11 protein-coding genes and 1 tRNA gene are annotated in these 13,244 nt (G+C 69.5%); 2 read left to right on the forward strand and 10 right to left on the reverse strand.

What is annotated here, in order from left to right:
- The first annotated feature begins 7 nt into the window (after window positions 1-7).
- Window positions 8-1,027: an aldo/keto reductase gene (locus Q0937_RS05310; RefSeq protein WP_299300460.1), complete on the forward strand. Its 1,020-nt coding sequence runs from the start codon at window positions 8-10 to the stop codon at window positions 1,025-1,027.
- Between the two features lie 158 nt (window positions 1,028-1,185).
- Here the strand turns inward: Q0937_RS05310 and ppc are convergent, their stop codons facing one another.
- The 5 genes from ppc to Q0937_RS05335 form a co-directional block, all read right to left on the reverse strand.
- Entirely contained in the window at window positions 1,186-4,014 is a 2,829-nt protein-coding gene (ppc, locus tag Q0937_RS05315; protein WP_299300462.1) for a phosphoenolpyruvate carboxylase, read from the reverse strand.
- Between the two features lie 166 nt (window positions 4,015-4,180).
- Window positions 4,181-4,978, reverse strand: coding sequence for an ectoine/hydroxyectoine ABC transporter ATP-binding protein EhuA (gene ehuA, locus Q0937_RS05320; protein ID WP_299300464.1), 798 nt, complete (start codon window positions 4,976-4,978; stop codon window positions 4,181-4,183).
- A complete protein-coding gene (gene ehuD / locus Q0937_RS05325; RefSeq protein WP_299300466.1) occupies window positions 4,971-5,630 on the reverse strand; it encodes an ectoine/hydroxyectoine ABC transporter permease subunit EhuD in 660 nt (219 codons plus the stop codon). Before ehuD ends, ehuA begins: the two co-directional genes overlap by 8 nt.
- Window positions 5,627-6,463: an ectoine/hydroxyectoine ABC transporter permease subunit EhuC gene (ehuC, locus tag Q0937_RS05330; protein WP_299300468.1), complete on the reverse strand. Its 837-nt coding sequence runs from the start codon at window positions 6,461-6,463 to the stop codon at window positions 5,627-5,629. Before ehuC ends, ehuD begins: the two co-directional genes overlap by 4 nt.
- An 85-nt stretch (window positions 6,464-6,548) precedes the next feature.
- Window positions 6,549-7,484: a transporter substrate-binding domain-containing protein gene (locus Q0937_RS05335; RefSeq protein WP_299300470.1), complete on the reverse strand. Its 936-nt coding sequence runs from the start codon at window positions 7,482-7,484 to the stop codon at window positions 6,549-6,551.
- Between the two features lie 287 nt (window positions 7,485-7,771).
- Here Q0937_RS05335 and Q0937_RS05340 point away from each other — a divergent pair, with 287 nt between their 5' ends.
- The gene (locus tag Q0937_RS05340) at window positions 7,772-8,572 is read left to right on the forward strand and encodes a GntR family transcriptional regulator (RefSeq protein WP_299300472.1); all 801 of its coding nucleotides are present in this window, start codon (window positions 7,772-7,774) and stop codon (window positions 8,570-8,572) included.
- Window positions 8,573-8,677: 105 nt separating this feature from the next.
- Here Q0937_RS05340 and Q0937_RS05345 read toward each other — a convergent pair.
- From Q0937_RS05345 to Q0937_RS05365, 5 genes are all read right to left on the reverse strand, one after another.
- Window positions 8,678-8,766, reverse strand: a tRNA-Ser gene (locus Q0937_RS05345).
- Window positions 8,767-8,868: 102 nt separating this feature from the next.
- Complete coding sequence (locus Q0937_RS05350; protein WP_299300474.1) at window positions 8,869-9,375, reverse strand: peroxiredoxin; 507 nt, start codon at window positions 9,373-9,375, stop codon at window positions 8,869-8,871.
- A 34-nt stretch (window positions 9,376-9,409) separates the two neighbouring features.
- Window positions 9,410-11,134 carry a TrkA family potassium uptake protein gene (locus Q0937_RS05355; protein ID WP_299300476.1) on the reverse strand — a complete coding sequence of 575 codons (1,725 nt, stop codon included), beginning with the start codon at window positions 11,132-11,134 and terminating at the stop codon, window positions 9,410-9,412.
- 351 nt (window positions 11,135-11,485) lie between these two features.
- A complete protein-coding gene (locus Q0937_RS05360) occupies window positions 11,486-12,160 on the reverse strand; it encodes a DUF1801 domain-containing protein (RefSeq protein WP_299300478.1) in 675 nt (224 codons plus the stop codon).
- Between the two features lie 36 nt (window positions 12,161-12,196).
- The gene (locus Q0937_RS05365; protein ID WP_299300480.1) at window positions 12,197-13,207 is read right to left on the reverse strand and encodes a LacI family DNA-binding transcriptional regulator; all 1,011 of its coding nucleotides are present in this window, start codon (window positions 13,205-13,207) and stop codon (window positions 12,197-12,199) included.
- Window positions 13,208-13,244: the final 37 nt, after the last annotated feature.

Genomic DNA, 13,244 nt, shown 5'->3' on the forward strand with positions numbered 1-13,244 from the left:
TCGGAGCATGAGCACCGACGTCCATCGCCCCTCCCCCGCTCGCTACGACCGCACCCCGTACCGTCGTGTCGGCCGATCCGGCGTGCTGCTGCCACCGATCTCGCTGGGCTTCTGGCAGAACTTCGGCGAGAACCGCGACCCGTTCACCCTGCGCACGATCGTCCGTCGTGCCTTCGACCTCGGCGTGAACCACTTCGACCTGGCCAACAACTACGGCCCGCCCCCGGGCAGCGCCGAGACCCAGGTGGGCCGCATCCTCGCACAGGACTTCCGCGACCACCGCGATGAGCTGGTGATCTCCACCAAGGCCGGCTACCGGATGTGGGACGGGCCGTTCGGCGACGGTGGGTCTCGCAAGTACCTGCTGAACTCGCTGGATCAGTCCCTGGACCGCCTGGGGCTGGAGTACGTGGACATCTTCTACCACCACCGTGAGGATCCCGAGACCCCGCTCGAGGAGACGATGGGAGCGCTCGCCCATGCGGTGCGCAGCGGCAAGGCGCTCTACGTCGGCATCTCGAACTACTCCCCCGAGAGGACCCGGCAGGCCGCACGGATCCTCGCTGGTCTCGGCACTCCGCTGCTGATCCATCAGCCCTCGTACTCGATGTTCAACCGGCACATCGAGAATGGCCTGCTCGACGTCGTCAGCGAGCTCGGGGTGGGCCTGGCGGCCTTCTCCCCGCTCCAGCAGGGCCTGCTCACCAACCGGTATCTCTCCGGTGTGCCGCAGAGCTCCCGTGCCGCCGGCTCCTCGTCCTCGCTCTCCGAGCAGCAGGTCCAGGACGAGGACTACCAGGCCCGGGTGCGCGGGCTGTCCCAGATCGCCCATGATCGCGGTCAGAGCCTGGCACAGCTCGCGCTGGCCTGGGCACTGCGGCACCGGCAGGTGAGCACCGCCCTGGTCGGCGCCTCCTCGGTGACGCAGCTCGAGCAGAACATCGCCACCCTCGAGAACCTCGAGATCACCGACGAGGAACTCCTCCGCATCGACGAGTTCGCCGTCGACGGCACCGCGCGGCGCTGACGGGGGTCGCCCCCGGCGGAGAGCCCGCCCGACATGACGAGAACGACCTTCGGACCTCCTTCCGCAGTGGAAGGTGGTCCGAAGGTCGTTCTCGGTGCGGAGCGGCGCCCGCCGCGCGCGAGGCCCAGCCGCGAGCGCCAGCCGCCCGCGCGACGCGATCAGCCGGTGTTCTTCAGCCCGGCGGCGACACCGTTGATGGTGGTCAGCAGTGCACGCTGGAGCTCCGGGGAGAGCTCCTCACCACGCTCGGTGGCGGCACGGGCCCGCTGCAGCATCGCAACCTGCATGTAGGAGATCGGATCCAGGTAGCGGTCGCGCACCGCGAGGGTGCGCTTGAGCACCGGCTGATTGTCCAGCAGGCCCAGCACCCCGGTGAGCCGCTCGATCTCGGCGACCGAGAGCTCGTACTCCGCCTTGATGCGGTCGAACAGCGGCCACAGCCGCTCCGGCACCAGCGAGTGCACGTAGTGCGCGGCGATCGCCATGTCCGTCTTCGCGAGAGTCATCTCGACGTTGCTGATCACGGTGCGGAAGAAGTGCCAGTTGCGGTACATCTCGTGCAGATCGGGCTCGAGCCCCGCCTCGCGTGCGGCCTTCAGGCCGGAGCCGGCCCCGAACCAGCCGGGCACGATCTGCCGCGACTGGGTCCAGCCGAACACCCACGGGATAGCCCGCAGGCCGTCCAGGCCCTTCTCGGAGGTGGCGCGCTTCGAGGGCCGCGAGCCGATGTTCAGGTCTCCGAGCTGCTCGACCGGGGTCGAGGTCACGAAGTACTCCGGCAGGTCCGGGTCGTCCGCCAGCGTGCGATAGCGCGCATAGGAGGCATCGGAGACCTGCTGCATGACCTCGCCGAAGCGGTCCAGCTGCTCGGGCGTCGAGCGCGGGGTGGTGTGCAGCGCCGAGCCCTCGAGCACCGCGGCCAGCGACAGGTCCAGGTTCTCCCGGGCCAGCGTGGGCAGCGTGTACTTGTCGGAGATGACCTCACCCTGTTCGGTGAACTTGATCTCGCCCTCGAGCACGCCGTACGGCTGGGCCAGGATCGCGTCGTACGTCGGGCCGCCGCCGCGGCCGACGGAACCGCCGCGGCCATGGAACAGGCGCAGGGTCACCCCGTGGCGGGCGGCGGCATCGCGCAGCAGCCGCTGCGCCTGGTGGATCTCCCACTGGCTGGTGATGACGCCGGAGTCCTTGTTGCCATCGGAGTAGCCGAGCATGACCTCCTGGAGGTCGCCGCGCAGGCGCACGATCTCCCGGTAGGACGGATCGCTGAGCATCTCGTCGAGGATCTCCCCGGCGTGACGCAGCTCGGCGACCTCCTCGAGCAGCGGCGCGAAGCTGATGTCCGATCGGTTCTGGTCGCCGCCGGGCAGGGTGACCAGGCCGGCTTCGCGAGCCAGCAGGGCGACGGCGAGGATGTCGTCAGCTCCGTGCGTCATCGAGACGATGTAGGTCTCGATCGAGGACTGGCCGTACTGCCGGTGGGCGTCCCGGATCTCGCCGAACACCTTGTAGGTGGTGCGGGTGGCGTCATCGAGGATCGTCTCGTCCTCGGCGAGCGCCGTGCCGACCAGCGGGCGCCGGCTCGCGAGCTCCGCGGCCAGCACCTTGGTGCGCTCCTCGCGGCTGAGCTCCATGTAGGGCCGGTCCAGCTCTCCGACGCGGTCGAAGAGACGGGCCAGCACGTCGTGGTGCTTCTCGGAGTGCTCGCGCACGTCGAGGACCGCGAGGTTGAGGCCGGATCCGGCGAGGACCTGCTGGGCGACGGCGATCGCACCGTCGGCCGCGCGGCGGCCGCCGTGGCGGGCCAGAGCGCCGCGCAGGACGCTGAAGTCGTCCTGCAGCTCCTCGGAGTCGTAGTAGTCCTTGCCGTGCACATGCGGTGCGCCAGTGCGGATCCGCTCGCCGGTGGCCTTGAGCTTGGCGCGCATGGTGCCGAGCTTGAGGCGGTAGGGCTCCTGCTCGAACATCCGCTGCTGCACCTCGTCGACCTCGGACGGGAAGGCGAGGTCCGCGTCGATGCTCGCGCGCAGCTCCTCGTCCTGACCGGTCATCTCGCTGGAGATCGACAGATCGCCGATGAGCTCGGAGACGACATCGATCGCGAGTTCGACCGCGGTCTCGGCCTGCATCTGGAGCACCTCGCGGGTGACCTCCGCGGTGACATAGGGGTTGCCGTCGCGGTCGCCGCCGATCCAAGAGCCGAAGCGCAGCGGCACCTGGCGCTCGCGCAGGTCTGCACCATGGGCACGCAGCTCCTCGCGCAGGTCGTCGAGGAAGCCCGGCATGGTCTGGCGGTACAGCTGGGTCAGGTAGTAGAGCACGTTGCGCGACTCGTCCTGGGGGGTGGGACGCTGGCGGCGCAGCTCGTCCGTCTGCCACAGGGACTCGATGAGCTCGGAGAGCAGGTGATCCTGCCGGCGCCGCTCGGAGCTGCCGTCCTCGGTGTCGTTCTCGAGGATGTCCGAGATCTTGCGGAGCTTGGTCAGCACCGCCCGGCGTGATGCCTCCGTGGGGTGAGCGGTGAAGATCAGGCGCACGTCGAGCGAGTCGACCGCCTGCTGCAGACCCTCGGCGCCGACGGACTCGTGGACGGCCGCGACGGTGCGCGGGACCCAGGACTCGGAGGCCGGACGTTCCTGCAGGGAGCGCACGCGGTAGACCTGCTCGGCCGCATTGGCCAGCAGGAAGTACTGGGCGAACGCCCGGGTCAGAGCAGTGGCCTGCTCGATGGGGAGCTCGGCGAGACGGTTCTGGACGTCCTGGGCGCTGGCCTCGGAGTCCGAGGACTTCGCATCCTTGGTGAGCTTGCGGACCTGCTCGACGAGGTCGAGCATCTCCTGACCGTGCTGGTCGGCCAGCGTGCGGCCGAGCAGGGTCGACAGTCGTCGGACGGTCGCTCGCAGTGGGGCGTCGATATGGGGATCGTCGCCGACGACGGGGAACTCGCTCGTCAAGGTCGGGACGGCGATGGCGTCGGTATCTGGCACAGGGCCTCCTGGGGTCGGCACGCCGAGCAGCGGCCGCCGACACAAGCAGGGCGACCGCGTCGGCGCGGAACGAACGGGCACAGACTACAGCGAGGAGCCGTCGGCGCACCCGCAGGGGACAGTCCGCGGACCGCAGCAGGTCAGCCTGCGGTCCGCGACGGGTCTTTCAGAGCACGGCGCGCAGGAAGTCCTGGGTGCGCTGGTTCTCGGGTTCGCTGAAGATCTTGTCCGGCAGGCCTTCCTCGATCACGGACCCCTTGTCGAACATCATCACGCGGTCGGAGACCTCCCGCGCGAACTGCATCTCGTGGGTGACGATCAGCATCGAGATGTCGGTCTCGGCGGCGATGTCCTTGAGCACCGCGAGCACCTCTCCGACCAGCTCGGGGTCCAGCGCCGAGGTGACCTCGTCCAGCAGCAGGATCTCCGGATCCATGGCCAGGGCCCGGGCGATCGCGATGCGCTGCTGCTGGCCCCCGGAGAGCTCCGAGGGGCGGGCGTCCTTCTTCCACCCCATCCCCACCTTGTCCAGCAGCGTCTCCGCCTTGGCCTCGGCCTCGGCCTTCTTGAGCCCCATCACGTTGACCGGGGCCTCGATGATGTTCTCCATCACGGTCATATTGGGGAACAGGTTGAAGTGCTGGAAGACCATGCCGATGTCGGTGGTGGTGCGGCGGCGGCGCTTGTCCGGGATGCGCACGCGCTTGCCGCCCTGCTCCTCGTACTGCAGGGGGTTCCCGGCGATGTCGATATATCCACCGGTGAGCTCTTCGAGCGTCATCACCAGACGCAGGATGGTGGTCTTGCCCGAGCCGGAGGGTCCGATCAGGGTGACGCGCTCGCCCTTGGTGACCGTGAAGTTCAGATCGTCGAGCACGGTGTTGTCACCGAACTTCTTGACCACGTCGCGGAACTCGATGTGGGGCACGCCGGGCACGCCGGGGTGCGCAGTGTTCTCAGGCAAGTTTCTTCTCCAGTCGTCGGATCAGGAGGGAGGTGGGATAGCTGGCCGCCAGGAAGATGAGGCCGGCCAGGGTGATCGCCTCGGTGTACCGGAAGTAGGTCGAGCCGTAGTTCTGCGCGACGTTCAGGAGCTCCGGGACGTAGATCACGAACAGGAACGGGGTCTCCTTGAACATGGAGATCGCGTAGTTGCCCAGGGCCGGCACGGTGTTGCGGATCGCCTGGGGGACGACCACCGCTCGCCAGGTGCGCATCCGCGGCAGGGAGAGGGCCGTGGCCGCCTCCCACTGGCCCTTGGGCACCGAGTCGATGCCGGCGCGGTACACCTCGGCCATATAGGTCGTGTAGTGGATGCCCAGCACCCAGATGCCGATGGAGAGCGAGGAGTCGACGTACGGCGAGAGCACGAGGTTCGCGAAGACCAGCTGGACCACCAGCGGCGTCATGCGGATGAACTCGACCACCCAGGTGAAGGGGGTGCTGATGATCCTCGGCGCACTGCGCCGGATGATCGCCACCACCAGTCCGAGGACGAGGGCGATGAGGGTGCCGAGCACGGTGGCGACCAGCGTGATCTTGAAGCCCTCGAACAGCAGGTCGGGAAGGACTGCGAAGGCGTGGTCCCAGCTCCACCAGGAATTCTGCGGGGTCATGCCAGACCACCTCCCATCGGCGTGCCGGAGGCCGCGACGGAGCGATCACGGACGACGCGCGCCGTGCGCCCTCCTGAGGGGGTGGTGCCGGGTGCCTGGAAGAGCGAGCGCCATGCCGTGCGCAATGCCGGGCCGCGACCGATCTGGTGCTTGGCGCGGATCTCCAGTCCGTTCATCAGGATCACGATCAGCCAGGCGATCAGGTAGTAGGCCAGCAGCGCGAAGGAGTACGCGAACCAGGTGCCGGTGCGGTCACGCAGCTGCTCGACCTGGAAGAAGATGTCGTACAGCAGCACCGTGCTGACGATGGCGCTGCCCTTGAGCAGCTGGATCCACAGGTTGGACAGGGACGGGATCATCAAGGCCCAGGCCTGCGGGATCACCACCCGGAACATGCCACGGGCCGGGCTCAGGCTGAGTGCGCTGATCGCCTCGAACTGCCCCTTGGGCACCGAGCCGATCGATCCGCGCACGACCTCCGCGGCATAGGCCCCGTAGTTCAGGCCGAGGGCGAGGACGCCCACCAGCAGCGGCTCGAGCCGGAAACCGAGCGGATACGGCAGCTGCGGGAGCACGAAGGCGAGCCAGAACAGCTGGACCACCAGCGAGGTGCCGCGGAAGAACTCCACGAACACGCGGGCCACGCCGCGCACGATCATGACCTTCGAGAGCTGTGCGAGGCCGAAAACGAACGCGATCACCAGCGCGAGCAGCGCACCCAGGACCGTGGTCAGCAGCGTGACCTGAAGTCCATCGAGGATCAACGGCATCCGGTCCAGCACCAGCTGGAGGTTCGGGCCGAGATCCTGGAGGAAGCCGATCACTCCGTCCATCAGGACATCACCTCTTCGACGACGAGCGACCCGGCGCGGCCCGCTGAGGGGTGCGCCGGGACGGCGTCATGGATGGAACCCGGGATCACTGCAGGGACGACAGATCACCGCTGCAGAGGATCTCGCTCGTCATCTCCGCGGGCGGCAGCTCCTCCTCGCTGAAGCCGAACTCGCCGACGATCGAGAGGTAGCGCTCGGGGTCCCCGATGATCGCGGCGAGCTTCTCGTTGTAGGCGTCCAGCAGCGAGGTGTCCTCCTGGCGGAAGACGGTGCCACCCGCACCGACCTGCTTCACGCCGTCGATCTCCTGGACGAAGCTCTCGGTCACCTCGACGTCGTCGACGGTGTTGTCGGCGAGCCAGTTCAAGGAGATCGCGGTGAGAGCGAAGGCCGCGGCATTGCCGGCCTTGAGCGCATCCACGCCGTCCTGCGGGCCGCCGACCTCGATGCTGTCCAGGCCGAGCGCGGCGACGTAGTCGGACTCGACCGCGCCGGACATGGTGGCGACGGTCAGACCCGAGTCCACGAAGGAGTTCATGTCCACCAGGCCCTCCGGGTTGCCCGTGGGCACCATCAGCGCGGTCGTGTACTGGAACTCGGGCTCGCTGAAGGCGGCCTGCGCGCAGCGATCCGGGAGGATCGACATGCCGGCGCTGACGGCGTCGAACTGCCGGGAGTTCAGACCCGGGATCAGCGAGCCCCAATCGGTGAGCTTGCCCTCGACGTTGTCGATGCCGAGCTCGCCGAAGATCTCGCGGTGCAGGGCGAGGGTCGCGCCCATCAGCTCGCCGCCCTCCTCGAACGAGTAGGGGGCTTCGCCGGCGAAGCCGACGGTGATCGTCCCGGCTTCCTGCAGCTGGCTGAGCAGGTCGCCCCCGCCGCCACCGCCGTCGCTCCCGCCGCTGCCACCGGTGTCCTCGCCGCCCCCGGTGCTGGTGCGGCTGCAGGCGGCCAGCCCGCCCAGTGCGGCGGCCGACAGGACCAGTCCGCTTCCGCGGATGAAGTTTCGGCGGTTCTGCATGAGGTGCTCCCTTGACGTGATGTCTCGTGCTCTGCGGTGAGGGACGACACCGTTTGGTGTCCGACAATCCGCAGATCAGCAATTCGGATCACGCCTACGCTAGCGGGCATCATGGGGTGAGCCTCGACCCGAGCACGCTTTCGTGATGGTGTCGTGACCCGGGCCGCTGGCCGTCTGCTGGTCGAGATGTGACGGCGATGACTCGACACGGGCGTGCCTGCACGGGCTCGAGGACGGATGATGGGGTGACGCCCCGCGCGGAACGCGCTCGAGCACAGGAGGATGCGATGACACCTCGCCAGGAGACGGTCCGGCTGCCGATGATGCAGCCCATCCGCCGACCTTCCATCATCGATCAGGCGGAGCTCGAGCTCCGCAATGCGATCTATTTCGGTGATCTGCGGCCCGGCGACACCATCCCCGAGGTGCAGGTGTCCAAGCAGATGGGAATCTCGCGCTCTTCGCTGCGGGAGGCCTGCCAGCGCCTGGTGCGGGACGGCCTGCTCACCCAGATCCCGGGACGCGGCCTCTTCGTGACCACGATGGATGCCGAGACCATGTCGGACTTCATCGACTACCGGCTGGGGATCGAGATGCAGGCCGTCTCGATCGTGGCCGATCGCGTCAGCGCGCTGCGGGCCGACGGCGCGGACAGCGCCGCACAGGCGCTGCTGGCCCCGCTGCGGGACGCCCTCGAACGGACCCGTCGCGCGCTCGAGGCGGAAGAGGTCATCGAGGCCGGCAATGCGGACCTCGAACTGCATCAGCAGATCGCCGAGCTCGCACGGAACCGGTTCCTGGTCTCCGCCATGAGCACTATCGTGATCCTCACCCGGATGGGGAGCTTCTCGGATCCTCGCGGCTTCGGCGTGCGGGCGGACATCACCGCCGTCCACGAAGCGCTGCTGGAGGCGCTCTCGGCGGGCGATGCCTCACGCGCCCGCGCCGTGCTCCGCGAGACCCTGCAGGAGCTGGCGACCCGCCTGCGCAGCGGGGCGAGCCAGCACGATGTGGTGCGCGATCCCGATCTGCTGGAGTCCGACGGCCCCGAATGGACCACGCTCGGCGAGGACAGCCCGACCTCCTGAGCCGACCGTCCCGCCCTCCGGGACGCGAGAAGGCCCCTCCCCCGCGGTCCTCCGCAGGGTCGGGGCCTTCTTCATGCCGTCCGGCCGATCAGGATCGGCCATCGGCGGAGACGAGAGGATTTGAACCTCCGAGGCGATTGTTGTCGCCTACTCCCTTAGCAGGGGAGCGCATTCGGCCGCTCTGCCACGTCTCCTGGTGCCGGCTCTCGCGCAGCACGCCGCCACAGCATACGGGAGGCCGGGGAGTGCACCAAAGCGAGAGTGGGCAGATCACGCCATAGGTGTGAGCAACGCGATCAGAGGCCGAGCTTCTCCTGCAGCAGTGCGATGTGCTTCGGGGTGCCCACGCGGTACTTCACGAAGGTCAGGATGCCTTCGGCGTCGATCGCGAAGGTGGAGCGGATGGTGCCCTGGACCAGCTTCCCGTACATGTTCTTCTCACCCCACGCCCCGTAGGCCTCCATCACCTGGTGGGTCTCGTCGGAGGCGAGCGTGTAAGGGAGCTCCTGCTCGGCGATGAAGCGATCCAGCTCTGCCACCGGATCCGGGGACACCCCGATCACTCGGTAGCCCGCGTCGAGGAACAGCTGGTGGTTGTCCCGCAGGTCGCAGGCCTGCGTGGTGCACAGGGAGGTGTTCGCCGCGGGGTAGAACCAGAGCAGCGCCGGGGCACCGCGCAGCGCGGCGAGATCGACCCGGCCGCCGCCGGCGGCGGGCAGGTCGAAGGCGGGGGCGGCATCGCCCACGGCGAGCTTCACGGGTGCGGACGGCGCGGATGCGGAGGGCGCGGATGCGGACGGCATGGGTCTCCTGACGAGGGTGAGGGTGCCGCTCAGCCTAGCGGCGCAGCCTGCGACGTCCCAGGTAGACCTGGCGGAAGCGGCGCTCGGCATGCCGGTCGCCGAGCAGCAGCAGCTGCCCGGGGGCGGAGGGGATCGACTCGGTGTCATAGCCCACGGTGCCGTCCTCGTCCAGGACCGCGACGATGTGGCAGCCGGTCCTGCGGCGCACCTCGTCATCGCGCACCGAGCGGCGCACGAGGGAGGCGGGCCGCGGCACCAGGAACAGCTCGTTGCCCTCGGCGACCAGCACCCGATGGCTGAGACCCGCATGGTTCCACAGGTCGGTCGCGCCGGTCGTCGCGTAGGAGAGCACGCTGTCGGCCCCGGCGCGGTAGAGCGTGGCGACGTTGCGCTCGTAGGTGGCCCGGGAGACGACCTGCAGCTCGGGGCGCAGGCGACGGCAGAACAGCGTGAGGTAGACGTTCAGGTCGTCGTCCCGGGGGGTGACCAGCACGGCCGAGGCATGCTCGAGGCCTGCCCGTCGCAGCATCCGCTGATCGGCGGCATCCCCTTCGACCACGGCGTAGCTCGCCGTTCCCTCGAGCACCGAGTACGAGTTCTCCACCCGCCCCGGCATCATCTCGACGATCGTGTTGGGGATCCCCTCGTCGCTCAGCGCCCGGGAGGCGGATCGCCCCACCCGGCCTCCGCCGAGGATCACCACGGGCTCCTCGGAGACCTCCGCGCTCTGGAACTGCTCGTCGTACTGGGCGAGGTCGGCTGCCTGCCCCGCGAGCACCAGCACCGTGCCATCGGTGATCCGGAGGTCCGGGGTCATCGCGCGCAGCCTGCCCTTGCGCATGATCGCGAGGATCCGCACCCGCGAGCGCAGCAGGGGCAGCGCCTCCCCCAGCGTGAGACCCACCAGCGGGGTGCCGCGGGCCGCCGCCTCAGCGATGAGGGTGGAGCCGAAGGAGCCGATGGCATGGAACCGTCCGGTCGAGCCCAGCACCCGCGAGGCCATCTCGCGGCCCAGCACCGCACCGAGCTCGAGCACGTGGTCGGCGCCCGCGAGGCCGAGCACGTCGACGGAGACCGGCTTCGACGCGGTCACCGCGATCGGCACCCGGGCTGCGGCCTGGCGCACGGTGAAGGCGACGTTCGTGTTCGCGGTGTCCGAGAGCGTGGAGACCACCAGGCGCGCTCGCGACGCCCCGGCGTTGCGATAGGTCATCGCGGAGTCCAGGGGGCCGACGATCACCTGTCGTCCCTGGTCGTGCAGCTCTCCGGCAAGCGCGGCGTCCTCGAGGACCACCACGGCGGCGACCTGGGAGCGCTCGGCTCGGGCGGCGAAGGCCTGGGTGACCGCGTCGGATCCCACCAGCAGCACGTGATCTCGCAGGGTCGGCGGCACCTTCCGCGGGGTCCGCGCAGCGCGGCGCCGGTCCAGCCAGGGGGTGACGACGTACTGGATCACGAAGAAGGGCAGCAGCACCAGCATGTAGACGACCCCGCTGAGCAGCACCCCCAACGAGAACAGCCGGCCCTGGTCGGTGGTGAAGGTGATGTCGCCATAGCCCAAGGTGGACATGGTGGTGATGGTCCAGTACACGGCGGTGGCCCAGGAGTGGTCCACCGCCTCGTGCGCCATCAGGATCTTGAACAGCACCGAGTAGAGGACCACCATCACCGCGCCGATCCCGAGGATCAGCACGCCCGCCTTCGAGCGTCGGCCCCTGAACGGGTGTCTCTCGGCGCGTCCGCGCTCCAGCTGCGACATCCCCATCGCCGTCCTCTCCACGACCGGTGGCACCCTGCAGGTCCACGGATCCGGGGTGCACGGATCCGAGGTGCACGATAGGCCCCGCACGATCCGCCGTCTCCCTCGCGCGCGCCCATGAGCACAGCATCACGCGCCCGCGGGCGCCGCATGAGCAGGATCCCTCACTCTCGTCGGTCCCGAGCGGCAAGCGGCGGCACGGCTTTTCCCGCTTTTCCGGCTTTTCCCGGCGATTGCTACGTTCCCGCAGTGGTGGCCTCGCCGGAGAGTGGAAATGTACCGCACCGTGCGATGTGGCCGGCCCGATGCCGCCCCCGCGAGGGAGGCGGCGTGAGGGGGGGGGCGCCGCCCTCACGCCGTCGGGGCGGGTCCGTTCTCCCAGGCGTGGGCGATCAGCTCGCGGAGTACCTCGAGGTCGAGGGAGTCCAGCGAGCGCACCCAGACGCAGCCCACGCCCCGGCGGTGCTTCCCGACCCGATCCAGCAGCTCCTCGGACCGCGGGAAGCCCTGGATGCCGTAGAGCGCGAGCTCGGCCTTGCGAGGGCTGAAGCCGAGCTGGAAGGTGTCGCCCTCGCGTCCGCTGGCATAGCGGTAGTGGACCTCGCCGAAGCCGATCATGCTGGGTCCCCACATGGTGGCCTGCTCCCCCGTGGCCGCGCCGAACAGCTCGAGCAGCACGGCACCCTCTCGGCTGCGGCGCGCATCGAGCCCGGCGACGTACTGCGCCGGGTCGACCTCCGTGGCGTGGGTGACGATGTCCGGTGCGGTCTTGCCCGTCGCGCCCTTGGACACGACGTCCTGCCGCTGCTCGGGCGCGGGCGGATTGCGCAGCGAGGCGCCATGGCGCTCGAGCTCCGCCTGCAGCCGGCGCCCGGCCGCCGGGCCCACTCCGTGCAGCTGCGTGAGCTGCTGCCAGTCGAGGCCTGCGAGCTGGCCGACGGTGTACAGGTCGGAGCCCGCCAGGGCGCGGGCGGCGGGCCGGCCGATGCCCGGGACGTCACCGATCGACGTGGAGAGATCGCTCATGGAGGGAGCGTAGAGCACGAGCTCACCCACCCGGCATCACCCGAGGCCGCTGAGCCCGCTGAGGCCCGCACCCTCGGCCCGTGCGATCGAGCCGCGCGGGACGAACTGCGTCGCCAGCCCGAGATGCACCGGGCCCCCCTCCTCATGGGCGCCCTGGTGGAGCATCTCGATCGCCCGCGCACCCATGTCGTAGCGCGGCACCCGGATGGTGGCCAGGCCCGGCGTGACCATGGCGGCGAAGGGGATGTCGTCCCAGCCCACCACGCTGATCTGTCCCGGCACGTCCACGCCGTAGCTGCGCAGGCGCTCCATCAGCGCCAGGGCCATCAGGTCGTTGTAGACCAGCACCGCGGTGGCGTCGGTCTGCAGCAGCGCCTCGGCGGCGGCGCGGCCTCCGTCGGCGGTGGGAGGGAAGGGGCCGATCTCGACCCAGTCCAGCTCGGCCGCGGCGCAGATGCGACTGATCACGGACCGTCGCGCCTGGTCGGAGCGGCTCACGGCGGGCCCGCCCACATAGCCGAGGCGCCGGTGACCGAGCCGCCGCAGGTGCTGCACCGCCGCGGGGATGCCCGGCTCGGGATCGGCGTGGACGCCGGGCAGCTCGGGCGAGACCCGGTTCACCAGGCTGAGCCGGGTCAGGGTCGCGGCCTCGCGCAGGGAGTCCTCCTCCATCCGGCTCGAGCACAGCATGATCCCGTCGACCTGCGGAGCGAGGGTGCGCACCAGCGGCAGCTCACCGTCCGGGGACTCCCCCGCGTCGGTGATCAGCAGCTGGGCACCGAGCTGATGCGCACGCGCCTGGGCGCCTTTGAGCACTGCGGGGAAGAAGGGATTCTCGAGGTCGGGGACGATCACCCCGTACACCCCGGCACGGCCGGTGATCAGCGCACGCGCAGTGCGGTTGGGGCTGTACCCGAGCTCGGCCGCGGCCGCCCGGATCCGGGCCAGTGAGTCCGAGCCGACCATCTCGGGGTGCTGGAAGGCCCGGGACGCGGTCGCGATCGAGACTCCCGCCTGCTGGGCCACGTCCTTGAGCGTCACCGCCATGCTCGCCTCCTCCGCAGACTGCAAAGTTTGCAGCCAC

This window comes from uncultured Brachybacterium sp. (assembly GCF_947500705.1).
Taxonomy (GTDB): Bacteria; Actinomycetota; Actinomycetes; order Actinomycetales; family Dermabacteraceae; genus Brachybacterium.